We start from the raw sequence: 23,445 nt of genomic DNA, 5'->3' as shown, positions 1-23,445 counted from the left end.
TCAACCAGGATCTGAAGGCGGCGTGGTGGCTGGTGGCGTACCTGCCGGGCATGGCGATCCTGTCGCTGATCGGCAGCAAGCAGTTCGGCGGGATGGGTGTGCTGCCGTATGGCTGGGACATGCTGGTCGTGATCGTGTTCTCGCTCGTGTTCTACTACTGGGGCGTGCATACGGGCTATCGCTCTACCTATCTCGACGAGCGCGACACGATTCTCGCAAACGAGGCTGAGTACGCGACGAGCGGTCTTTCAGAAGAAGAGTGGATGTCGGCGCGCTAATACGCTCGACGTTGCCAGCGGATCACGCACGTCGTGATCCGCTTTGCGTTTTGCTTGCATCAAAACGCGGTCGTTTCAACGCAAGCATCGCGTGCTAGAATCAATTCACGGAGATGGCATTCCTCCCGTAACCGCCGCTTTGCCGGCTAATGATGCCTACGGTTCCTGGGTCAGGAAGTCGTAGGTTCGTCCTTCAGCGTCCTGCTGCCCAGATTTGATCGTGTCTTTTCAGCTCTGGTTCGATGTCTCCGCTTTCTGTCTCCTGTCGGTCTTTTTGTCGCAGATCGAATGCTCGTCGTATTGACGACGATCGCGGATTCGCGTCTAAAGAAGTTCATTGTCGGACCATCGGCGAAATTCACAGGAGGTTCTCGTGACCAAGGGCAGCCAGCTCACGCTCTATGCATCCAACGAGAGTCATCGCAAACTGCACTCGACGGTCGTCGAGTGGGTGCTCGATGAAATAGCGAAAGTCGGTATCCATGGGGCGACTGTGACCGAGGTCAGCGAGGGGATCGACGCCCATGGAAGGTATCACGCCGCCCGCTTTTTCGAGCTCGCCGATCAGTCCGTCGCTGTCATGGTCGCGGCGGCGGATGAGCAGATCGATGCCTTGCTCGCGAATCTTGACGCCGGTGGCGTTCGAATGTTTTACACGCGTTGCCCCGTTGAATTCGAAATGCTCGGCGAGCCTGACAGCCCGCAGCCGGCGCTCCAAGGGGGCGACTGAATTCCACAAGACGCTCGTGACCGAGCGGGGCATACGCCCGTCATTGCGCCGCACAATCCGCATGTGCACGACGGCCTGCATTAGAATGAAATGGGTCATGGTTCCGCGCGCCTGTCGCCGGAAAGGACCGTGGCTTTGCGGCCTGGCTGGTCCGGTCCGTCCACGGAGATTCGTATGAACGGATATCAACTGACGTTCTATACCGAGCAGAACAAGCGGCACGGTCACAGGACGGTTTGCGAGTGGCTGCTGCATGAGGTGAAGGCGCTAGGCATACGCGGCGCCACCGTCATCAGTGGCAGCGAGGGCGTCGGACATGCGGGCGCGCATCATGCCGCGCACATGCTCAAGCTCGCTGATCAGCCGGTGCAAATTATCGTTGCCGTCACTGACGAAGAGGCACAACGGTTGCTTGACGTCGTCCGCGCCGAGCGCGTACACGTTTTCTATACGCGCATGCCGATCGAGTTCGGGTTGCTGGGGGAAGACGATCCGCAGCATCATCCGAAGAAGTTCTCGCTGTTTCACAAAGGAGGCGCAAACTAGGCGACTGCAATTGTGCAGATAGCGGCCTGCTCGCCTATACTCGAAGCGTGTCTGCGGGAGATGGCATTTCTCCCTAACCGCCGCTGATCGTGCGCGGCTGATGATGCCTACTGGTCCCGGATGTGCCGGGCCGGTAGGCATTTTTATTTGCCGGCTTCCGTCTTCGCCTCATCCGGGCATTCAATTACCACGAGGACGCGAAGAAGATGGAATGTGCTGCCAGTCTCGATTGCGGTGCAATGACGTTCGAAAGTGTTCTATTCGTTAACGGCCGTTCAAGCGCCGATATCGACTGCGTCGCTCAACCCGATGTTTTCGGGGATCTGAATCTCGATCAGATCATCGATTCAGTGGTTCGCGGACGCGATGAATACATCCTGAGGCCATACTTTTATACTCCGCTTACCGAAACACAGACGATCGAATATCGACACGCCGTGATGCGCGATCTCGAACGCAGCGAAGTTCTGAATCCGATTTGCCAGTTTGCGGAACAGATGCGGGCCATGCGCGCGGAACTGGCCGCGTCGCAGAGCATGCGTTACCTGTGGCAGAAGCACGCCTACTTCCTCGACGCAGTGGAGAAATACTGTGCGGCATCTCTTGAATTTGCGCGTGCTCTGGAGAAGGGCGCTCCGCACTCGACCGGTATCGCAGCGTTTCTAGACTATCTGAAGACCTACGTGCAGGGCCGCGCATTCGAAGAACTGAAATCGGAAGAGACACGCATTCGAGCAGAGTTGGGGAAGGTGCGCTATAGCATCCTTATCAAGGGCAGTAGCGTGACGGTTGGCAAATATGCCGGAGAGACCGATTACAGCGAGGAAGTGCAGAAGATCTTCGCGAAGTTCAGACAGGGTGCCGTCAAGAGCCATAGCATGGAGATACGCGACTATCCGGAGATGAATCACGTCGAGGCAAACGTCCTCAACTTCGTGGTAAAGCTGCACCCTGAAGTGTTCGAACCACTGGATACGTATTGCTCTACGCACGCCGATTTTCTGGACTCAGTCATCGCGCGTTTTGACAGAGAGATCCAGTTCTACATCGCCTTTCTCGAACATCTGTCGCGGATCAGGTCCGTGGGACTGTCATTCTGTTACCCCGTGGTATCGGTTGAGTCGAAAGCCGTGCGCAGCGTGGACGGCTTCGATCTGGCTCTCGCTGAGAAGCTGAGACTCGACAACCAGCCCATCGTCTGCAACGACTTCTACCTTGAGGGGGATGAACGTATCGTCGTTGTCACCGGCCCGAACCAGGGAGGCAAAACGACATTCGCGCGTACCTTCGGGCAGTTGCATTACCTTGCGTCGATTGGCTGTCCTGTACCGGGACGCGAAGCGCGACTCTACCTTTCCGATCGCATATTCACGCACTTCGAGCGCCAGGAGGACATGGAGAACCTGCGCGGCAAACTGCATGACGATCTCTACCGGATTCACAATATCCTCGAACGCGCGACGACAGAAAGCATCATCATCATGAACGAGATTTTCAGTTCGACATCGTTGATGGACGCGCTGTATCTCAGTCAGAAAATAATGGGCCGCATCATGGATCTGGATGCTCTCTGCGTGTATGTGACCTTCATCGAGGAACTGTCTACGCTAGGCAAACAGACAATCAGCATGTCGAGCGAAGTCAAACAGGACGCTGTCGCGTCGCGCACCTTCAAGGTCATCCGCCGGCTAGCGGACGGCCGCTCATACGCGCTCTCGCTTGCACGGCAATACGGGCTGACCTATGAGCAGTTGAGGGAGAGGATCGGATCATGAAAGCCTATCTGATGTACAGCGACCAGGACTTTCAGTGTGACGACGATCTACCTTGGGGCTCGGACACGCTGATTACAGACCTCGAATTGAAGACGCTGTTTGCGACGATGGCGCGGGGCGACGCATTTCTGTATGACGTCGCGAGAAAAGCCGTCATGACGGGCCTTCGGGAGCCGCAACAGATCCGCTACAGGCAGGATGTTTTGCGTGATTGCGTGAGCAATGCATCGGCAGTGCGATCGCTGTACGGGATCGCCGTCGAAGCGATCGAGATCGAGAAGAAGAGTTACTTTGGCTTCTTCAACCGGTATCCCGCCGCGATCTTGAGTGCTGCTCGCTCGCTGATGCAGTCGTTCATTGCGGTGCTCATGAAGTTGCGCGCGACGGCGGATCAGACGTCGGGGCGGTTTCATTCGGAAGGCTTTACGCGGTTCTTCGCGATGATCGAGCAGGAACTTGACGACGACTATTTTCATACGCTGGATGAGCATCTGAAGGCGTTGAGGTTTCGCAATGGCACATTGATGAGTGTGGCACTCGGCAAGGGGAACAAAGGCGTCGCGTATGTGCTGCGCAAACGGGGCGACGGGACGGGAATATCCTCAAGCGACTCTTCGACAGAAAGCCTGCTTCGTTGACCTTTCATATCGCCGAGCGCGACGAGGCGGGAGCTAGAGCACTGTCGGAACTCGAAGGCCGTGGACTCAGCCTCGCGGCCGACGCGGTCTCCCAGTCCGCCGAGCACGTGCTAAGTTTCTTCCGGATGCTGCGTGCCGAACTTGGCTTCTATATCGGATGCTTGAACCTCGGGGACGCGCTGAATGCAAAAGCCCAGTCATTCTGCTATCCGGAACCCGTTCCCGCGAGTGAACGTCATCACGTTTTCGAAGGGCTGTACGACGTCTGTCTCGCGTTGCGTCTGGACGGCGAGATCATCGCCAATGATCTGGCAATGGCGGACGCCGGATTATTCATCGTTACAGGCGCAAACGAAGGGGGCAAGTCCACGTTTCTACGCAGCATCGGACTCGCGCAGATGATGATGCAGGCCGGCATGATGGTTGCCGCCAGATCGTTTGAAGCCAACGTGTGTGCGGGCCAATTCACGCACTATAAACGTGAAGAAGACGCTTCGATGACCAGCGGCAAGTTCGACGAAGAACTGGTTCGGATGAACGAGATCGTGGACCATGTGACGCCCGATTCAATCGTTCTGTTCAACGAGTCGTTCGCCGCGACCAATGAACGCGAAAGTTCAGAAGTGGCGCGGCAAATCGTGCTGGCCTTGCTGGAGAAGCGCGTCAAGGTCTTCTTCGTAACTCACATGTACCAGTTTGCGCATGGCCTTCATCAAACGATGAAGACGGAAGCCGTATTCCTGCGCGCCGAACGACGGGAAGGCGGGGCGCGCACGTTCAGGGTATCGCAGGGTGAACCCCTTGAAACGAGCTATGGCGAAGACCTGTATGCGCAGATATTCAAGGAGGACAGGACGGTGTCGAAAGACAATGGCTATGCGCTGTCGGAAGCCGGGAGTTCATCTTCGGCCGTTTAGCCTTATAGCGAAGCGTGCGCGGTTTACTCCGCCTTCTGACGTGCGCGCGAGCCTATTGCGCTCCGCGTCTTCCAGGTCACGCCATGCTGCTCGAGATACTCCCTGATAAGCTGCCGAACCACCTGGGAGGGCGTCAGGTCCTGTGCGGCGCAAAGTTTCTCGAACGCCTCTTTCTTGACAGGGTCGATCAGGACGGTCAATCGGGCACTTTTCGTTTCCATGGCGGGAGCGGGATCAGGTATGTTAATCAAATTATAATGGATCGCCCGTCTGCGTAACATCGGGAGAATGCTATCAGCGAATAATCGACGATCATTCGCAGACCCCATTCAATGCAGTCGCCGACCGACGACGTCTGAAAAGAAATTGCGCAACTGTTCGTCCCACGTTTCACTGTCGAGCGTCATGTCCGCCGTTCCCGCCTGCCGCATTTCGGCGTCCAGATACACCGCACGCAACGCCCGAGGCTGAACCGGCTTGCGAAAGAACTGGCCATCGCCGTCGAGAAACAGGCATGTCTTTCCCCGATATCGGGAACCGCGCACCGACATTGCATCGAACACGTGGCGTGCCGATGCCTTCGGATAAACAAAGATGACGTTGATCCCGTGGGCTTCGAGCCGGTCGCACACTTCCGCAAACCGGTAGAGCATCTGGAACCCGCGTTCCCCAGCCGTGCCGACGCCGATCACGATCAGACCGTGATCGCCGGTCACATCCCTTACGAGACGACGCGCATGGTCGTATGACAGCAGAGCCGCGGCAGGGTCGATCACATTGAGTTCCTTGCTTTCGCACGGACTTCGCGAACCTGCTGTGCCGCACTGTTCATGGCTTGCCACGGCAGGTTCAGTCCGTAGATTTCACCCGTTATCGATCAGAATTATATGTTAATCAAATTCTAATATCATGTGCATATCGGAAGAGCTTCGCAAATATCCATGCTGGCCGCCGCTTGTTCGATCAAGCGCTCACTCTGGCCTGCGGGCAGGCCTCCAGGTTCGCTCGCGCAGATCGTCGAGCAGCGGAATGATCGCGAGCATCGTGAGCACGCCGGCCAACGGAATGGTCGCCGCGTAGCCGACGTGTTTAAAGCCCAATGCGCCCGTTACGCCGCCCGCGAAGAAGCTGGCAAGCATGCGGGCATGCACCTTCAGCCGCTCGCGGTTGGCGAGTACGGGCGCGAGCGCCGGGTCGTCGCGAGACGCGTTCCAGTAGAAGAGCTTGCCGAGTTCGATGCCGATGTCCGTGACGATGCCCGTCATATGCGTGGTGCGGATTTCCGCGCCCGACAGCTTGGTGATCATCGCGTTCTGGAGGCCCATGATGAAGCACAGCAGCATCACGGTTGCAGGGACGAATAACGTGTCCCACAGCGCCAGATGGCTGCCGAGCAATCCGAAGCACAGCAGCAGCGAGGCTTCCAGCAGAAGCGGCGAAGCATATTGACTGTGCAGGCGCTGGCGACGTCCCCAGTTGACGAGCACGGCCGAGCACGCGGCCCCGAGCAGAAACGAAATCAGCGAGCCGACGCCCGCGAGCACCAACGCGAAATCGCCGAGCACGGCGTGGTCGGCGATCGATGAGACCACGCCGCTCATGTGCGACGTATACTGCCTGACGGCCAGATATCCGCCTGCGTTCGCCGCGCCCGCGACGAATGCAAGTGAAAACCCGAGGCGTCTGTTTGCCGCGGTACTTCGGTCCTTTCCCGTCAATGTTCGAAAAAACTGTGCTGGCATGTGAGATCGACCGGTGCCGCCATATGGCGTGTACGCATGTACGTATGGGGCGTGATCTCCTTCGTCGGATTTCACGCTGGCCTTGGGTTCAAAGCACGGATTACGGTGAAGCCGCGGCGAAGACGAGGGGCGGGCATAGAGCGGCGCGCGTCATCGACGTTATATGGAATCCTGCGGGCAAAGCTGATAGGATGATAACGCCATTATCATACTCTGATAACTGTATGTTCCTGACGCGGGACCGATGTTTGCGGTCCCGACATCGAGCGGAGACATCCCATGCAGTGCGGACTTGCGGCAGATGGACAGCCTGTTCAAACGGAAGGACGCGAAGGAGAGCGCTCGCGCCCACGGTGCATTGAAGGCTGTGCGAGAGCCGCTGATCGCCCGTCATGGACCGGCGCCATCGCTGTGAGCCGCCGGGCGCACACGTAGATACGACACGCGATGGCTCCTCCCACCATCCTTCAGGCCGTGCTGCTCGTGATTGCGGGTTGGCTCGCCATCGCGGTACTAGGGCTCCCCATTCTGCGCCGCACGCGCGTCGTGGCGCACGGGCTGTTTCCGGCTGGCGCGGCGCTCGGGGTCCTGTTGTGCGCGCTGGGGCTCGCTGGCGTGTTTTCCGCCCCTCAGGAAACGGTCCTGCCTCTCGGGTTGCCCGGCCTGCCGTTTCATGTGCGGCTCGATGGCCTGTCCTCGTATTTTCTTGCGGTGCTCGGCATGGTCGGCGCAGGCGTCAGCGCGTTCTCCGCGGGCTATTTCCGCAAGGGCGAAGGCACGCCCCCCGGTCTGCTCTGCTTCGAATATCACGTGTGCCTCGCGGGCCTCGCGCTCGTGCTCGTGGCCAACGATGCCTACTGCTTCATGGTTGCCTGGGAAACGATGACGCTGGCGGCAACGTTTCTCGTGATGAGCAACCATCGCATCGACGAAATCCGCCGCGCCGGATACCTGTACTTCCTGATCTCGCACGTCGGCGCGCTTGGTTTGCTGCTGTGTTTCGGCTTGCTGCAGGCGAATACGGGGGACTACACGTTTGCCGGCATGCGGTTGCAGCATCTGGACACGTTCTGGGCGTCCATTGCGTTCGTTCTTGCGCTGTTCGGATTCGGCGCAAAAGCGGGCATCTTTCCGTTGCACGTCTGGTTGCCGGAGGCGCATCCTGCCGCGCCATCGCCTGTGTCGGCATTGATGAGCGGATTTGTCCTGAAGGCGGGGCTCTATGGCGTGCTGCGCACGGTGTTCGACCTGCTGCATGTGCAGATCGCGTGGTGGGGCGTGGTGCTGCTCGCGCTCGGGCTCTTCACGGCGCTGTTCGGCGTCGTGTTCAGCGCGATCCAGACCGACATGAAGAGGCTGCTCGCGTACTCGTCGATCGACAACATCGGTCTGATGTTCGTCAGCATGGGGCTGGCCATTCTTTTCCGTGCGTTCGACATGCCGGCGCTCGCGGCGTTGTCGCTGACCGCGCTGCTTTATCAGATCGCGAGCCACGCGGCCTTCAAGAGCCTGCTGTTCATCGCGACGGGCTCCGTCTTGCATGCAACGGGCGAACGCAATCTCGGACGCCTCGGCGGACTGATCCGCTTCATGCCGTGGACCGCGTGGATCGCGCTGCTGGGCGCGCTCGCGAGCGCGGGCCTGCCGCCGTTGAGCGGATTCGTTTCCGAATGGCTGCTTCTGCAGAGCTTCCTGTTCACGCCGGAGCTGCCGAACTCGTTCCTGAACATGATCGTTCCCCTCGTCGCGGCGCTCATTGCACTCGTTGCTGCGCTTGCCGGCTACACGATGGTCAAGTTCTTCGGCATCATCTTTCTCGGGCAGCCGCGCGAAACCAAGCTCAGCGACGCCCATGACGCGAGCCCCTGGGAGCGCGCCGGCTTCATGTGGCTCGCGGCAATGTGCGTGTTGCTCGGGCTGTTGCCAGTGCAGTTCGTTGCCGTGCTCGACCGTGTGACGCACGCGATGATCGGCGCGGGGATCGGGCAGACGGTCGCGCGGAACGGCTGGCTGCTTCTTGCACCCGTCAATATCGAACGCGCGAGCTACATGCCCGTCGCGTTTCTGCTGTTCTTTCTTGCATGTTGCGCGCTGGTCTGGATATTGGTGCGCCGCTTCTATCACGGGCGCTTGCGTCGCGCGATTCCATGGGCATGCGGTCATCCGTTCGTGAACGCGCGCATGCAGGACACCGCCGAAGGCTTCGGGCAACCGATCCGCGAAATCTTTGCGCCGCTCTTCAGAATCGAACGGCAACTGCCTTCGCCGTTCGATGCGCGCCCCGTGTATCGCGTGGCCGTCACGGACCGCGCGTGGGCGCTGATTTATCAGCCGATCGAGCGAATCGTCACGCGTATCGCGGCGGTGGCGGGCTTGCTCCAGACGGGCCGCATCGCCGTGTATCTGATGTACAGCTTCCTTGTGCTCATTGTCCTGCTGATCCTGGTGCGACGATGATGACGCCGTCCGGACTGCTCTCGCAGATGCTCGAAATCGTGCTGGCGCTGGCGGCCGCGCCGCTGCTATCCGGCTGGATCACCATGTGCCGCGCGTGGCTGCAGAATAAGCGCGCGCCTTCCATCTGGCAACCGTACCGGACGCTGCACAAGCTGTTCAACAAGGAATCGGTTGTCGCTCAGCATGCGAGTCCCGTGTTTCGCGGCGCGCCGTATGTGATCTGCGCGTGCATGACGCTCGCGTGCGCGATCGTGCCGACGCTGTCGACAGAGCTGCCGCTGTCGCCTGCCGCCGATGCGATCGCGCTCGTTGGTCTCTTCGCACTGGCGCGCGTCGCGATCTCGCTGGCGGCGATGGATGTCGGCACGGCATTCGGCACACTCGGCGCGCGCCGCGAAATGCTCGTCGGCTTTCTCGCAGAACCGGCCCTGCTGATGGTGCTGTTCTCCGCATCGCTGATCACGCACTCCACATTGCTCACGCATATCGTCGGCACGTTGAGCCATCAGGAACTTGCGATCTACCCGAGTCTCGCGTTCGCGGGCATTGCGTTCACGATGGTGTCGCTTGCGGAGAACGCACGATTGCCCGTCGACAATCCGACGACGCACCTGGAACTGACGATGATCCACGAAGCGTTGATCCTCGAATATTCGGGCCGGCATCTCGCGCTGATGGAACTGGCCGCGAGTCTCAAGCTGTTTGCGTATTCGTGCATCGGGCTCGCGCTCTTCGTGCCGTGGGGCATTGCCGAGGCGGGCAATCCCGTTGCGCTGCTGCTCGCGATCCCCGCGTTGTTCGTCAAGCTGCTGATCGGCGGCGCGGCGCTCGCAGTCGTTGAGACCACGAACGCGAAGATGCGCATCTTCCGCGTGCCGGAGTTTCTCGCCACAGCGTTTCTGCTCGCCGTGATCGGCATGCTGGTGCATTTTCTGCTGGGGGCATGAATGCACGGTCTCGCGACGCAGATCATCAACCTGCTGGCCGCCGTTCTGCTGATGGTGTCGTTCGCGATGCTCAGCCAGCGGCGAATCCTCTCGCTGATTCACCTCTACACGCTGCAGGGCATCGCGCTCGTGTCGGCGAACTTCGTGCTCGGCTTCGTCACAGATGACATTCATCTCTACATTTCCGGGCTGCTGACGCTGGTGCTGAAGGTCGGCGTGATTCCGTGGATTCTCTACAGGCTGGTGCAGCGCCTCAACGTGAAAACGGATGTCGAGACGCTGCTCAACATTCCGACGACGCTGCTGATCGGCATCGTGCTCGTGATCGTCGCGTTCAACGTCGCGACGCCGATCAGCCAGCTCGCGTCGTCTGTTGCGCGCGGCACGCTGGGCATCGCGCTCGCATGCGTGCTGCTGTCGTTCATGATGATGATCACGCGCTCGAAGGCGATACCGCAGGTGATCGGCTTTCTTTCGATGGAGAACGGCCTGTTCTTCGCCGCCGCAGCGGCGACCAACGGCATGCCGATGATCGTCGAGCTCGGCATCGGGCTCGATGTGCTGGTCGGCATTCTGATTCTCGGCGTCTTCATGTTCCAGATTCGCGAGCAGTTCGACAGCCTCGACATTCATCACCTGGAAAAGCTCAAAGATGACTGACGCCTGGGTACTGCTGCTCGTATTCGCGATTCCATTGTGCGCGGGAGCCATTCTCGCGCTCGTTGGGCAGCATGCCGTTGCGCCCGATCTCAACGTCGGTTTCAGCTTCCTGACTTTCATCGCCGCGATGGTGCTCGCAGGGCAAACGGTCGCGCATGGGCCCGCGTTTGCGCTCGGCAAGCTTTTCTTCGTCGATCCCCTCAACGTCTTTCTCGTTGCATTGACGGCATTCGTCGGCTGGACGACGTCGATCTTCTCAAGGCCGTACATGCGGATCGAACAGAGCCGCGGCAAGATGACGGGCGCGCGCATGCGCCTTTATCACAGCATGTATCAGCTTTTCGTATTCGCGATGCTGCTGGCTCTGCTGACCAACAACGTCGGTATCCTGTGGGTCGCGATGGAAGCCGCGACGCTCGCGACCGTGCTGCTCGTCAGCGTGTATCGCACGGCCGCGAGTCTCGAAGCGGCGTGGAAGTACTTCATTCTATGCGGCGTCGGCATTGCGCAGGCGCTGTTCGGCACGATCCTGCTCTATCTCGCCGCGAGCCGGCATCTGAGCGGTAGCGATGCATTGCTATGGAGCAGCCTGAACGCGGTCAAGGGCCAACTCGACCCGACAATCATGTCGCTGGCGTTCGTGTTTCTGCTGATCGGCTACGGCACGAAAGTCGGCCTCGTGCCGATGCACAACTGGTTGCCCGACGCGCACGCCGAAGGCCCCACGCCCATTTCTGCCGTGCTCTCCGGCCTGCTGCTCAACGTCGCGTTGTATGCGGTGCTCCGCTGCAAGGTACTCGCCGACGGCGCGCTTCAGAACGGTCTGCCGGGCCGGCTGCTGATCGGATTCGGACTGGTGTCGGTGCTGGTCGCGACGTTTTCGCTGCTGCGTCAGAAGGACGTCAAGCGCCTGTTCTCGTATTCGTCGATCGAGCACATGGGCCTGATGACATTCGCGTTCGGGCTCGGCGGCCCTACCGCGACGTTCGCGGGTCTGCTGCACATGACGGTCCATTCGCTCGTCAAGTCGGCGATCTTCTTCGCTGTCGGGCACGCGGCGCAGAAGGCGCGCACGCAGGTGATCGACGACATACGCGGACTGTTGCGCGTGAGCCCGACGGTCGGATGGGGCATGATGCTCGGCGCGCTCGCGATCCTCGGGATGCCGCCGTTCGGCGTGTTCGCGAGCGAGTTCCTGATCCTGACGACGGCAATCAGCCAGCTGCCGTGGGCGACGCCGTTTTTGCTGCTCGCGCTGGCGGTGGCGTTCGCGATCATCTTCGCGCGCGTGCAGCACATGGTGTTCGGCAAGACCACGGCGACGGCGCTCGAGCATCCGCCGGCGCTGCTGCCCGTGTTCGTTCATCTGGGCCTGGGTCTGATGCTCGGGCTCTACATTCCGCCTTACCTCGCGACGTGGTATCGGCAGGCGGCGGCGATGCTCGCGGGGTAACGCATGCGTATCGACGAACTCGGGCTTTCTGATGTCGTACGGCTGTCGGTGTTCACCGGGAAGGCGTCGGCGTTTCTGGCGCAGGTCGATTCCGCGACGTGGGTTCGCATCGCGGGCACCGTCCGGGAGCATGGCGGGCGCCTGGTCTCGCTGTGGGGTAAGGAAGCGGCGACGGGCGCGTTCGTCGTTTCGGCGGCCTATGCGATGGAAGATGGCCTGCTGTGGGTGCAATTGCCCGTCGCGCGAGATGGCGACAAAGACGCCGGGTACCCGGACCTGTCCGGCATCTTTGCGTGTGCATCGCGGATGCAGCGCGCGGTCTACGATCTGCTCGGCGTGCGCGCAGCGGGCGCCACCGATACGCGTCCCTGGCTGAACCACGGCAACTGGCCCGCCGATTACTTTCCGCTTCAGAAGCTGTCGTCCGGAAACGAGCGATTCGGGTCGCAAGAAGCGGACTATCCGTTCGTGACCGTCGCCGGCGACGGCGTGCATGAGATAGCAGTCGGGCCGATTCACGCGGGCACTATCGAGCCGGGGCACTTCCGTTTTTCGGTCGTCGGAGAGAAGGTGTTGCGGCTGGAGGAGCGGCTGGGCTACGCGCATCGTGGCATCGAGCGGCTGTTCGAGGAGACGGCCGTGCTGGTCGGCCAGCGCCTCGCCGCGCGCATTGCCGGCGACACGACGATTGCGTTTTCGTGGGCGTATTGCATGGCCGTCGAACGTGCCTGGAACGTCTTCGTTCCGCCGCGTGCTCAGTGGCTGAGAGCGCTCATGCTTGAACGCGAGCGCGTTGCCAATCACCTGGGCGATCTGGGCGCGCTCGGCAACGATGCGGGATTCGCATTCGGCCTCGCGCAATTTTCCCGAATCAAGGAAGACTGGCTGCGTCTGAACGACCGCGTGTTCGGTCATCGTTATCTGATGGATCAGATCATCCCGGGCGGTGTTGCGCGTGACGTGGCTGCGGATTCGATCGTGGCGCTTGCGGACCAGTGCGAACGGATCGAAGCCCAAGTGCGCGTGATGCAGCGCATCTACGACGACCAGTCGGGCTTGCAGGACCGCTTTGCGGGCGCGGGCAAGCTCGTCCCGAAGGTGGCGACGCATTTCAGCGTGTGCGGCCTCGCGGCACGGGCGAGCGGGCTGCGTATCGATGTGCGCGTCGATCATCCGTACGCGCCGTATCACGAAGTCGAGGCGCAAGTCGTCACCGATAACCGCTGCGACGTGGCCGCGCGCGTCGCTGTGCGGTTCAACGAGGTCTACGAATCGTTGCGGTTGATTGGCGCGCTTCTCGACGCTCTGCCAGAGGGCGACATTGCAGAACCAATCGACGCTCGCCAGCCACCGTCTTGCGGCGTGGGCTGGGTCGAAGGCTGGCGCGGTGATGTGTTCGTCGCGATCGAGACGGGCGAAAACGGCACGATCTTGCGCTGTCATTGCCATGATCCGTCATGGCAGAACTGGCCGGCGCTGGAGCACGCGATCATCGGCAACATCGTTCCAGATTTCCCGTTGATCAACAAGTCGTTCAATCTGAACTACGCGGGGCACGATCTCTAATGTGGCAACTTCTCAAGCAGATCGCGCGGACCGACATTCCGTCCCAGCGCGTCCCTACCGACAACGATGGGTGGCGCACCGAGCATCAGCAACTCCACGCGGAAATTCTCGACGTGCTTGGCCGTGCGCTGTCCATTCGCCAGATCGACGCGGGCTCGTGCAATGGCTGCGAGCTGGAAATCCATGCGCTGAACAATCCGTACTACAACATCGAGGGTCTCGGCATCAAATTCGTCGCGAGTCCGCGGCATGCGGACATGCTGCTGGTCACAGGGCCGCTGTCGCTGAACATGAAGGAAGCCGTACGCCGCGCGTGGGAGGCCACGCCCCATCCGAAGCTGGTGGTTGCCGCTGGCGATTGTGCGTGCACGGGCGGCATCTTCGGGGGCAGTTACGCGGTATGCGGGCCGCTGTCGAATCTTTTTCCCGTGGATGTCACCGTACCGGGCTGTCCTCCGCCGCCCGTCGATCTGCTTAGAGGCATTCTCACCGCGCTTCGTGCGAGAGGGGACAAGTCCGCGCCGTAAGCGGTGCATTGGCCGTGTTTCCGGCCGCGATCAGTCTTCGTTTTTCACTCACGCACGATCAGCACAGCCGCGCCTGACACGCGACCGCTGCGCAGATCGTCGAGCGCGCGGTTCGCTTCGGCGAGCGGGTAGCGCGTGACTTCGATATCGAGCTGCGTTTCGCCGGCGATTTTCATGAACGCCGCGCCATCGGCTCGCGTCAGATTCGCCACCGACACCACGCGGCGTTCGCCCCACAGGAACGCATAGGGGAACGCGGGGATGTCGCTCATGTGGATGCCGCCGCACACCACGATGCCGCCCTTGACGACGGCCTTCAGCGCGGCCGGCACGAGCGCACCGACGGGCGCGAAGATCAACGCGGCGTCGAGCGGATCGGGCGCGGTTTCGTCGCTGCCACCAGCCCAAACGGCGCCGAGTCTGCGCGCGAGTTGTTGTGCCGTCGTGTCGCCGGGACGCGTGAACGCGTACACGCTGCGGCCCTGATGACGCGCGACCTGCGCGACGATATGCGCCGCCGCGCCGAATCCGTAGATGCCGACGCGCTGCGCGTCGCCCGCCATGCTGAGCGTCCGGTAGCCGATAAGCCCTGCGCATAGCAGGGGCGCGGCTTTTGCGTCGTCGTAATTCGCGGGCAGGTGCAGGCAGTAGCGGCTATCGGCGACGACCTGTTCGGCGAATCCGCCGTCGATCGTGTAGCCCGTAAAGGCGGGCGCATCGCAGAGGTTTTCACGGCCGCCCGCGCAGTATGGGCAGACGCCGCATGTCTTGCCGAGCCACGGCACGCCGACGCGGTCGCCGACGTCGAACGCGGTCACGTCCGCGCCGCGCGCCGCGACTCTGCCGACGATCTCATGGCCCGGAATCACAGGACGCTTCGGCTCGCTCAATTCGCCGTCGACGACATGCAGATCGGTTCTGCATACGCCGCACGCGTGGACGTCGATCAGCAGTTCGCCCGCGGCGGGCGCGCGGTCAGTCAGATCGCGTTCGGCGAGTTGCGGACTCGAACCGTCGAAAACCATGGCGCGCATGATCAATCCTCCTCGCACAGAGCGGACGATGGCCGCGGCCGATCGAGTCGCGCAGGCGCGTCATGCGCCCCTTCCATTCCCACGTGCAGCATGAATGTTAGCGCGCTGTGGCAGCGTGCGTCTGCGTCAATGCATACCGGAGGCCGCCTTGTCATCCGGCAGCCGTTTTTCGTGCGCTTGCGCCACATGCCCGGACGCGGCGACAAAGCCGAGCCACGGTTGCCACGCGCGCATCCACATCGCCCACATCGACATCGGAAACGCGAGGGGAGACGTCAGTGAAAAGAGGCCGGGTTGCAAGAACCACTGCGCGGCCGCTTCGACGGTCGGTACGGCCGTGATGTGAATCGCGATGCTTTCTGCGTCGCGATCGGGCAACTTGCGTCGTGTGATTTCCACATCGACGGTTGGCAAGTGGGCAGTCAGTTTCGTTTCCATGCTCAACCTCGCATTGAACGGTGAGGCCGCGAGTGCGGGCGTGTGTCTGCGGATGACCATATTCTCCGATCACAGTTTATCGAAGCCGTTGCATCGATGCAGCAGCGAGCGATCGAGATCATTTGATGCTGTGACCATGCAATCCTATGATGGGATATCAGGCATGGAACCAAACGCGACTCGGGGTGTTTTACGCATATACAGAACGAGCGAACAAACAGACATCGATAAGTTCGTTCGCTCCTTTGCTGTCGGTGGATTTCGACTACACGGCTGCCGTACTGCCTTACCTGTGCGCTAGATGTCTGGCGGGAACCGTGCCAATGAGCGCATACAGCAATGCAGAAAGTGCAGCGAGCCCGGGTATAGGCCCTTTGAACGAGTGGAGCACATGAGAATCCATCAGCTCCGTGCGCTAGTCGCCATTGCGGATGCAGGGAGTGTGCGCGGGGCCGCGCGCCTGCTCAATTCGTCACCTGCGGCGATTACCCAGAGTCTTCAGCAACTCGAAGGGGATCTCGATCTGCAACTCGTCGCGCGCACGCCGTCAGGCGTCACGCTTACGCAGTCCGGACAGACCCTGCTCGAGCACGCGCGTCTGATCGTGAGCCAGATCGCGCGAGCCGAACAGGCACTCGATGCGATGCGCGGAGAAACGCGTCGGCGACTTTCTATTGCCGTCAGCGCGTGGGTTGCGATGACGTTCCTGCCTGAAGCCGTCGTTCGCTTCCGTCAGCGCATGCCGGATGTTCAACTGGAGTTCTTTGAAGGATTGCTTGCCATTGCCAATCCGCGCCTGCGTGACGGAAGACTCGACATGTACATTGGACGGAAAACGCCCGGTGGCACAAGCTCCGAGTTCACTTACAGGCCGCTCTTTTCGACGACATGCGCAGTCGTCGCGCGACGAAATCATCCCCGGGCGGAAAGCAGAACACTCGAAGCACTGCTCGATCTCGACTGGCTCGTTGCTCTCGACCCGGAGACGGAGGGCTCCGCGCCGTACAAGATGTTTGCGCAACACAATTTGCCCGTGCCGCGCAGCATTCATTTCCTGCACTCGCTATCCGTCGCCGTTGCGCTCTTGCAAAGAACGGATATGGTGAGCATCTTTCCCTGGCCGCTCATCGAACTCTGCGCGTCGCGCGATGCGCTTTGCGCGATCCCCGTTCGCGAGCAGCTCGATGATTCGATGATCGACATCATCACGCGGACGGGGCAGCCATCGGACGCTACATCACGGTGCTTTATCGATTGCCTCGTCGAATCGATTCGCGACGAAGCATGGACCAGTACGCCCGATATTCGACGTGTCATGCATTCGGTCGAACTGCTCATCTGAACAGCGTTGACGCAGCGCAAAGCGCGATGCGCGCTCGCAAAGGCTTGCGGCCGCGTGCGCGCATCAACGCGATCCATTGAGTGTCGAGAGCGCCCGCTATTTCGATGATGACGCCGACTTCATCAGTGGCTTTGCGTTTCATGCTCCTGAAGCAAAGCGCTTATTGCATTGCGACAACGCCCGCGCGCGCTCGAAGCCCACATTACGCGTAAATCGACAAAAAGTTCGCACCTTATGTCTGCTTCGGCTGTCAAAGGAGAAGGCTGTCCGGACTCGCGTCCTCGGCAACCAGGCACGCTTGCGCCAACCGGCACAGGATGTGCACGTGAACTCCTGCACGCATTCAGATCTGAACGAACAAGGAGGGCGGTCATGACCACGACTGCCAGTTTTCACATCGGGTATACACAATACCTCGGCTCCGACGGCGAGCCCGTGCAGCCCTTGCCGGCCTTCGCGCAGGAACCGGCGGCGCTGATCCCGCTGTATCGCGCGATGGTGCTGACGCGCGCCTTCGATACCAAAGCGGTCGCGCTGCAGCGCACCGGCAAGCTGGGGACGTTCGCTTCGTCGGTTGGGCAAGAGGCGATCGGCGTCGGCGTCGCGAGCGCGATGCACGCCGACGACGTCCTGTTTCCCTCCTATCGGGATCACGCGGCGCAATTGCTGCGCGGCGTCACGATGACGGAAAGCCTGCTGTACTGGGGCGGCGACGAGCGCGGCAGCGACTTCAGCGGGCCCCGTCTCGACTTTCCGAACTGCGTGCCGATCGGCACCCAGGTCTGTCATGCGGCGGGCGCGGCGTACGCGTTCAAGCTGCGCGGCGAGCCGCGCGTGGCCGTCGCGATCCTCGGCGACGGCAGCACGTCGAAAGGCGACTTCTACGAAGCGATGAACATGGCGGGCGTCTGGCAGGCGCCGCTCGTGCTCGTCATCAACAACAACCAATGGGCGATTTCGGTGCCGCGCGGCATGCAGAGCGCGGCGCAGACGCTCGCGCAAAAGGCGATCGCGGCGGGTATCGACGGCTTGCAGGTGGACGGCAACGACGTGATCGCGATGCATCAGGTCGTGCATGCGGCGCTCGAAAAAGCGCGGCGCGGCGATGGCCCGACGCTGATCGAAGCGCTCAGCTATCGTCTCGGCGATCACACGACAGCCGACGACGCCACGCGCTATCGCGATTCCGAAGTCATTCGCCAGCAATGGGCGCATGAGCCGCTGGTGCGTTTGCGCACGTATCTGATGCGGATGAACGTCTGGGGCAAGGCGCAGGACGAAGAACTCGGCAAGGCCTGTCATGCGCAAGTCGAAGCGGCCGTCGAGGCGTATCTCGCCGTGCCGCCGCCCGACGTGTCCGCGATGTTCGATCACCTGTACGAGAGCCTGCCTCACGCATTGCGCGAGCAACTCGAAGCCGCGCAGCGCTTCGCGCCCGTTGCGGCGAATGGGCGGACGAATGGCCAGGCGAACGGGCAAGGCAACGGTCAGGAGAACGGTCATGGCTGACCTCAACATGATCGATGCGCTCAATCAGGCGCTCGCCTACGAGCTCGAACACGATCCCGCCGTCGTGCTGCTCGGCGAAGACATCGGCGTGAACGGCGGCGTGTTTCGCGCGACGGCCGGCTTGCAGGCGCGCTTCGGCGCGCAGCGCGTGCTCGATACGCCGCTTGCCGAAACGGGGATCGCGGGCACGGCCATCGGCATGGCGGCGATGGGACTGCGGCCCGTCGCGGAGATCCAGTTCAGCGGCTTTCTCTATCCGACGATCGATCACGTGCTGAATCACGCGTCGCGGCTGCGGCACCGTACGCGCGGACGTCTCGCCTGTCCGCTCGTGATCCGCGCGCCGTGCGGCGCCGGCATCCACGCGCCCGAGCATCACTCCGAAAACCCCGAAGCGCTGTTCGCGCACATTCCGGGCTTGCGCGTCGTGACGCCGTCGTCGCCGGCGCGCGCGTATGGCCTGTTGCTCGCCGCGATCCGCGATCCCGATCCGGTGATCTTCTTCGAGCCCACGCGCCTTTATCGGCTCTATCGGCAAACGGTCGAAGACACGGGCGAAGCGCTGCCGCTCGACACCTGCTTCACGCTGCGCGACGGCTCCGATGTCACGCTCGTCAGCTGGGGCGGCGCGGTGCAGGACGCACAGGCCGCCGCCGATCTGCTCGCGCAGGAAGGCGTGCTGGCCGAGGTGATCGACATCGCGACGCTCAAGCCGATGGACATGAACACGATTCTCACATCGGTCGCGAAGACGGGCCGCTGCGTGATCGTGCACGAGGGCTCGCGCACGGGCGGCATCGGCGCGGAGGTCGCCGCGAACATCGCGGAGCGCGGGCTTTACTCGCTGCTCGCGCCCGTGCAGCGCGTGACCGGCTACGACGTCGTCGTGCCGCTGTACCGGCTCGAGAATCAATACATGCCCGGCACCGCGCGCATCGTCGCGGCCGTCCGGCAGGCTTTGGAGGCGTCGTGAGGCCATGAAGATCTTCAAACTGCCCGACCTGGGCGAAGGCTTGCAGGAAGCGGAAATCGTCGAGTGGCACGTGAAGAGCGGCGATGAAGTCCGCGCGGATCAACCGTTGCTGTCGGTCGAGACGGCGAAGGCGATTGTCGATATTCCGTCGCCGCAATCCGGCCGCATCGCGAAGCTGTTCGGACAGCCGGGCGACATCGTGCATCTCGGCGCGCCGCTCGTCGCGTTCGAAGGCGAGGGCGAAGACGCCGCCGACGCGGGCACCGTGGTCGGCCATATGGAAGTCGGCCAGCATGTGGTGCAGGAGTCGTCCGCGTCGCTCGCATCGGGCGCGGTGGGGGCGGGCGGCGTGATCAAGGCGATTCCGGCCGCGCGTGCGCTCGCGCGCAAGCTGGACGTCGATCTGTCGATGGTGACGCCGTCGGGGCCCGAAGGCGTCATCACGGCGGCGGACGTGCAGCGCGTCGCGAAGATACTCGGCGAGCTCGGGCCGCCCGAAGTGCTGCGCGGCGTGCGTCGCGCGATGGCGCACAACATGGCGCGCGCGCAGAGCGAAGTGGCCGCCGCCACCGTGATCGACGACGCCGACATCCACGCGTGGCCGCCGCTCACCGACGTGACGATCCGGCTGATCCGCGCGCTGGTCGCGGGCTGTCGCGCGGAGCCGGGGCTGAACGCGTGGTTCGACGGCCATACGGGGCGGCGTCACGTGCTGGAGAAAATCGATCTCGGCATCGCCGTCGATCTGCCCGACGGGCTTTTCGTGCCCGTGCTGCGCGACGTCGCGCATCGCGACGCCGCCGATCTGCGCGGCGGGCTCGACCGGATGCGCGCCGACATTCGCGCGCGCAAGATCCCGCCCGAAGAGATGCGCGGCAACACGATCACGCTGTCGAACTTCGGGATGATCGCGGGCAAATACGCGGCGCCCGTGGTCGTGCCGCCGACGGTCGCGATTCTCGGCGCGGGGCGCATCCACGAGCAGGTCGTCGCGGCGGAGGGCGTGCCCGCCGTGCACCGCATCCTGCCGCTCAGCCTCACGTTCGATCATCGCGTCGTCACGGGCGGCGAGGCGGCGCGCTTTCTCGCGGCCACCATTGCGGACTTGCAGAGCGCGCAATAGCGGTTCGCCGCAAATGTCGAAGCGCTGGCACGCGTGTGCTTGCCAGCGCTTTTTTTGGCCTGACCACAGGAGCAGACGTGAGCTTTTTCAGGTGTGTCTTGCTGCGCGCGTTTGGCCGCCCGCAAGGCGTGCTGGGACGAATCGGCGGCAAGATCATGGCGAACATGAACGCGCCGTGCGCGGCGTGGGCGATCGGCCTGCTCGATGTCCGCGCAAGCGACCGCGTGATCGAGATCGGCTTTGGGCCGGGCGTCGGCATTCAGCTTCTCGCGCAGCAGGCGACGGCGGGCAAGATCGCGGGCGTCGATCCGTCGCCGGAGATGGTGACGCAGGCCGCCGCGCGCAACGCCCAAGCAATCGCGCGTGGACGGGTCGATCTGCGCGAGGGCTCGGCCGAGCGCCTCCCCTTCGAGGACGACACATTCGACAAGGCGCTCGCGATCAACTCGATGCAGGTCTGGCCCGACCCGGCTGCGGGTCTTGCCGAACTGCGGCGCGTGATGAAGCCGGGCGCGACGCTCGCGCTTGCCTTCACGATCCATTCGGGTCAACAGCAAAGCGGCCTCGTCGAACGCGTGACGGGCGCCCATTTCGCCGACGCAAAACTGACACAGAAGGACGACGATGCGTTCTGTGTGATCGCGCGGGCGTAGTCGGAGGCAGGGCGTGATGGCTTGGGCTTGGCATTTGACGCACCTGAAATGACAGGCGTACCGGCAGCCGTGCATTCGCCGCACGCCAGGATTTGTACTCGCTGCAATTTTCTTTGCGCTTCCCTATAAATCAATCAGGACGAACGCCGCGTTCTTCATAACGGCCGAGCCGTGGGAACGCGCGTGCGAGTGTATCGCTCGCATCCTGATCGTCCATCGCGGCAAACATGCAGCTGAATCTCACGTCGGCTTCGATCCGCCGAACAACGCATAACGGGTCGATCTCATCCATGCGCGCTCGCGCATGGAGCGCGCGACCCTATCCGTCGCGCAGGCTGACGGGGCTTCTTTTCTTTTCGACTTCATCGGTGTGCTGCGTCACACTCGCTCGCCGTCGCGCGCGAAATAATTTCTTCACAGTGCCAGGCATAACGACCGCCATGGAGGTGCGCTGTGTTTCACCCGACCCTATCCCGCAGCGTGTTTTACATCGCCGTGACGACGGCATGTCTTGCCGGTTATCCCTGCACCGACACGTACGCAGCGACTGCTTCTTCCGCTGCCGCGTCCGCATCGGCGGCGCCCGTCACGCCAGTGAAAGAGAAGCGAACCGCACAGGCGAGCACGTCCATTGACTTTCCGATGATCGTCGAGCGGTATGGGCCGGCTGTCGTGAACATCCGCGCGGTGGTGCAGGACAAGGCACAGGCGGGCGCGGCGCCCGCTTCCGCTTCGGCGCCCGCTTCAGGGCCTGGGTCCGAGGCGATCGACGGCGACGATCCGCTCTTCGCGTTCTTCAAGCAGGCCGCGCCGCATTCGCAGGACGGCCAGAGTAGTTCGCCGCGCGCGATCTCGGGTGTCGGCTCGGGTTTTATCGTGAGCCCGAACGGCCTCATTCTGACGACGGCGCATGTCGTCGATCAGTCGGATGACGTGACCGTTCGCCTGACCGACCGGCGCGAGTTCAAGGCCAAGGTGATCGCCGTCGATACGCAGAGCGATGTCGCGGTGATCCAGATCGACGCGACGAAGCTGCCGACCGTCAAGCTCGGCGATTCGACGCGCGTGCGGGTCGGCGAACAGGTGATGACGATCGGCTCACCCGACAGCTACCAGAACACGGTGACGGCGGGCATCGTCAGCGCGACGTCGCGCACGCTCGCCGATGGCAGCGCGTTTCCGTTCTTCCAGACCGACGTCTCGTTGAACCCCGACAATTCGGGCGGCCCCGTGTTCAATCGCGCGGGAGAAGTGGTCGGCATCGACGTGCAGGTGTACGGCGACGGAGAGCGCGCCCAGAGCCTGACGTTCGCAATCCCGATCAATATGGCGAATAAGGTGCGCGCGCAGTTGCAAAGCCAGGACAAGAACGCGCGCGGCAGCCTGGGCATCCAGGTGCAGGACGTCGATCCGGGGCTGGCGGGCGCATTCGGCCTGCCGCGCGCGGCGGGCGCGCTCGTGATCGCCGTCGAGCCGGGCAGCCCGGCGGCGGCAAGCAGCCTCAAGCCCGGCGACGTGATCGTGAAACTCGCCAACACGCCCGTCGAGCACGCGGCCGATTTCGCCGAGCAGGACGCAGCGCTGCAATCGGGAACGAAAGTCCCGTTGACGCTCATTCGCAATCACAAGCAGATGACGGTGATGGTCGGCGTCGGCGCATCGGCGCAAGAGCCGGATGCTGCCGGGGGCACGGAGGTGAGCACGAGCATGAGCGGTGCAGGTCCGCTCGATCATCTCGGCCTCACGATGCATGCCCTCACGGATGACGAGCGGCGCACCACGGGCCTCGCTGAAGGCCTGATGGTCGACGATGTGTCGGGCACGGCGGGCAGCGCCGGCATCAAGCCCGGCGATGTCGTGCTGTCGCTGAACGGCACGCTGGTCTCATCGCAGGATGAACTCGCATCGCTCGCGGCGAAGGCGGGCAAGAAGGCGGCGTTGCTGATCCAGCGCAATCATGCGCGCAGCTTCGTGACCGTCGATCTCAAGTGATGCGCGAAGCAGGGCGGGCAATCGGCACGCGATGCCCGCCCCGCATGTCGACATCATGCGCAAGACTGCCGCGCTTCATCTCACCGCCGACGCGTCCACGCAAGCTGGATAACACCGCGCGTTCGCGGTTTGCGCTAGAGTGATG

General features: G+C 62.3%; 23 protein-coding genes, 1 pseudogene and 2 riboswitches. Of the genes and pseudogenes, 18 read left to right on the top strand and 6 right to left on the bottom strand.

The window, feature by feature from the left end; genetic code table 11:
• The 6 genes and pseudogenes from AABE10_RS16960 to AABE10_RS16935 all read left to right on the top strand — a co-directional run.
• A pseudogene (locus tag AABE10_RS16960) lies at window positions 1-278 on the top strand (amino acid:proton symporter); the annotation flags it as partial.
• A 100-nt stretch (window positions 279-378) separates the two neighbouring features.
• Window positions 379-444, top strand: a riboswitch (Fluoride riboswitch).
• Between the two features lie 207 nt (window positions 445-651).
• Window positions 652-1,008 carry a DUF190 domain-containing protein gene (locus AABE10_RS16955; protein ID WP_342934415.1) on the top strand — a complete coding sequence of 119 codons (357 nt, stop codon included), beginning with the start codon at window positions 652-654 and terminating at the stop codon, window positions 1,006-1,008.
• Between the two features lie 174 nt (window positions 1,009-1,182).
• Window positions 1,183-1,554: a DUF190 domain-containing protein gene (locus tag AABE10_RS16950; protein ID WP_090870320.1), complete on the top strand. Its 372-nt coding sequence runs from the start codon at window positions 1,183-1,185 to the stop codon at window positions 1,552-1,554.
• 47 nt (window positions 1,555-1,601) lie between these two features.
• Window positions 1,602-1,671, top strand: a riboswitch (Fluoride riboswitch).
• Between the two features lie 122 nt (window positions 1,672-1,793).
• Window positions 1,794-3,329, top strand: coding sequence for a MutS-related protein (locus AABE10_RS16945; RefSeq protein ID WP_342934414.1), 1,536 nt, complete (start codon window positions 1,794-1,796; stop codon window positions 3,327-3,329).
• Window positions 3,326-3,967: a hypothetical protein gene (locus AABE10_RS16940; RefSeq protein ID WP_342934413.1), complete on the top strand. Its 642-nt coding sequence runs from the start codon at window positions 3,326-3,328 to the stop codon at window positions 3,965-3,967. Before AABE10_RS16945 ends, AABE10_RS16940 begins: the two co-directional genes overlap by 4 nt.
• Complete coding sequence (locus AABE10_RS16935) at window positions 3,964-4,884, top strand: MutS-related protein (RefSeq protein ID WP_342934412.1); 921 nt, start codon at window positions 3,964-3,966, stop codon at window positions 4,882-4,884. Before AABE10_RS16940 ends, AABE10_RS16935 begins: the two co-directional genes overlap by 4 nt.
• Window positions 4,885-4,907: 23 nt before the next feature.
• Here AABE10_RS16935 and AABE10_RS16930 read toward each other — a convergent pair whose 3' ends face one another.
• The 3 genes from AABE10_RS16930 to AABE10_RS16920 form a co-directional block, all read right to left on the bottom strand.
• Window positions 4,908-5,105: a ribbon-helix-helix protein, CopG family gene (locus tag AABE10_RS16930; protein WP_342934411.1), complete on the bottom strand. Its 198-nt coding sequence runs from the start codon at window positions 5,103-5,105 to the stop codon at window positions 4,908-4,910.
• A 108-nt stretch (window positions 5,106-5,213) separates the two neighbouring features.
• On the bottom strand, window positions 5,214-5,660 hold the full coding sequence (locus tag AABE10_RS16925; RefSeq protein ID WP_342934410.1) for a hypothetical protein: 447 nt from the start codon (window positions 5,658-5,660) through the stop codon (window positions 5,214-5,216).
• Window positions 5,661-5,855: 195 nt separating this feature from the next.
• Window positions 5,856-6,626 (bottom strand): YoaK family protein, encoded by a 771-nt coding sequence (locus tag AABE10_RS16920; protein WP_342934409.1) that lies wholly within the window; start codon window positions 6,624-6,626, stop codon window positions 5,856-5,858.
• Between the two features lie 447 nt (window positions 6,627-7,073).
• Between AABE10_RS16920 and hyfB the strand changes: the two genes are divergently transcribed.
• From hyfB to AABE10_RS16890, 6 genes are read left to right on the top strand one after another with little or no spacing between them, the layout of a single operon-like run.
• Window positions 7,074-9,083: a hydrogenase 4 subunit B gene (gene hyfB / locus AABE10_RS16915; protein WP_342934408.1), complete on the top strand. Its 2,010-nt coding sequence runs from the start codon at window positions 7,074-7,076 to the stop codon at window positions 9,081-9,083.
• A complete protein-coding gene (locus tag AABE10_RS16910) occupies window positions 9,080-10,030 on the top strand; it encodes a respiratory chain complex I subunit 1 family protein (RefSeq protein ID WP_152763056.1) in 951 nt (316 codons plus the stop codon). Before hyfB ends, AABE10_RS16910 begins: the two co-directional genes overlap by 4 nt.
• Window positions 10,031-10,690, top strand: a complete 660-nt coding sequence (locus AABE10_RS16905) for a formate hydrogenlyase (RefSeq protein WP_342934407.1) — start codon at window positions 10,031-10,033, stop codon at window positions 10,688-10,690.
• Window positions 10,683-12,143, top strand: a complete 1,461-nt coding sequence (locus tag AABE10_RS16900; RefSeq protein ID WP_342934406.1) for a hydrogenase 4 subunit F — start codon at window positions 10,683-10,685, stop codon at window positions 12,141-12,143. The genes AABE10_RS16905 and AABE10_RS16900 overlap by 8 nt, the downstream gene beginning before the upstream one ends.
• A 3-nt stretch (window positions 12,144-12,146) precedes the next feature.
• Window positions 12,147-13,709, top strand: coding sequence for an NADH-quinone oxidoreductase subunit C (locus AABE10_RS16895; RefSeq protein WP_342934405.1), 1,563 nt, complete (start codon window positions 12,147-12,149; stop codon window positions 13,707-13,709).
• Window positions 13,709-14,236, top strand: coding sequence for an NADH-quinone oxidoreductase subunit B family protein (locus tag AABE10_RS16890; RefSeq protein ID WP_342934404.1), 528 nt, complete (start codon window positions 13,709-13,711; stop codon window positions 14,234-14,236). Before AABE10_RS16895 ends, AABE10_RS16890 begins: the two co-directional genes overlap by 1 nt.
• A gap of 44 nt (window positions 14,237-14,280) precedes the next feature.
• Here AABE10_RS16890 and AABE10_RS16885 read toward each other — a convergent pair whose 3' ends face one another.
• Together AABE10_RS16885 and AABE10_RS16880 are read right to left on the bottom strand one after the other, a co-directional pair.
• Complete coding sequence (locus tag AABE10_RS16885; protein WP_342934403.1) at window positions 14,281-15,270, bottom strand: zinc-dependent alcohol dehydrogenase family protein; 990 nt, start codon at window positions 15,268-15,270, stop codon at window positions 14,281-14,283.
• Between the two features lie 126 nt (window positions 15,271-15,396).
• Window positions 15,397-15,708: a hypothetical protein gene (locus AABE10_RS16880; protein ID WP_342934402.1), complete on the bottom strand. Its 312-nt coding sequence runs from the start codon at window positions 15,706-15,708 to the stop codon at window positions 15,397-15,399.
• A 391-nt stretch (window positions 15,709-16,099) separates the two neighbouring features.
• Between AABE10_RS16880 and AABE10_RS16875 the strand changes: the two genes are divergently transcribed.
• The 5 genes from AABE10_RS16875 (at window position 16,100) to AABE10_RS16855 (ending at window position 21,308) form a co-directional block, all read left to right on the top strand.
• Window positions 16,100-17,050 carry a LysR family transcriptional regulator gene (locus AABE10_RS16875; protein ID WP_342934401.1) on the top strand — a complete coding sequence of 317 codons (951 nt, stop codon included), beginning with the start codon at window positions 16,100-16,102 and terminating at the stop codon, window positions 17,048-17,050.
• Between the two features lie 372 nt (window positions 17,051-17,422).
• The gene (gene pdhA, locus AABE10_RS16870; RefSeq protein ID WP_342934400.1) at window positions 17,423-18,559 is read left to right on the top strand and encodes a pyruvate dehydrogenase (acetyl-transferring) E1 component subunit alpha; all 1,137 of its coding nucleotides are present in this window, start codon (window positions 17,423-17,425) and stop codon (window positions 18,557-18,559) included.
• Window positions 18,552-19,532, top strand: a complete 981-nt coding sequence (locus AABE10_RS16865; protein ID WP_342934399.1) for an alpha-ketoacid dehydrogenase subunit beta — start codon at window positions 18,552-18,554, stop codon at window positions 19,530-19,532. The genes pdhA and AABE10_RS16865 overlap by 8 nt, the downstream gene beginning before the upstream one ends.
• 4 nt (window positions 19,533-19,536) lie before the next feature.
• Window positions 19,537-20,655, top strand: coding sequence for a dihydrolipoamide acetyltransferase family protein (locus AABE10_RS16860; protein ID WP_342934398.1), 1,119 nt, complete (start codon window positions 19,537-19,539; stop codon window positions 20,653-20,655).
• Window positions 20,656-20,732: 77 nt separating this feature from the next.
• Entirely contained in the window at window positions 20,733-21,308 is a 576-nt protein-coding gene (locus tag AABE10_RS16855) for a class I SAM-dependent methyltransferase (protein ID WP_342934397.1), read from the top strand.
• A 130-nt stretch (window positions 21,309-21,438) separates the two neighbouring features.
• Here the strand turns inward: AABE10_RS16855 and AABE10_RS16850 are convergent, their stop codons facing one another.
• The gene (locus tag AABE10_RS16850; RefSeq protein WP_342934396.1) at window positions 21,439-21,600 is read right to left on the bottom strand and encodes a hypothetical protein; all 162 of its coding nucleotides are present in this window, start codon (window positions 21,598-21,600) and stop codon (window positions 21,439-21,441) included.
• Between the two features lie 161 nt (window positions 21,601-21,761).
• Between AABE10_RS16850 and AABE10_RS16845 the strand changes: the two genes are divergently transcribed.
• Window positions 21,762-23,300 (top strand): trypsin-like peptidase domain-containing protein, encoded by a 1,539-nt coding sequence (locus AABE10_RS16845; protein ID WP_342934395.1) that lies wholly within the window; start codon window positions 21,762-21,764, stop codon window positions 23,298-23,300.
• Window positions 23,301-23,445 lie beyond the last annotated feature (145 nt).

The organism is Paraburkholderia diazotrophica, assembly GCF_038900755.1.
In the GTDB taxonomy this organism is placed as follows: domain Bacteria; phylum Pseudomonadota; class Gammaproteobacteria; order Burkholderiales; family Burkholderiaceae; genus Paraburkholderia; species Paraburkholderia diazotrophica_A.
This window is presented reverse-complemented; position numbering and strand designations above follow the sequence as displayed.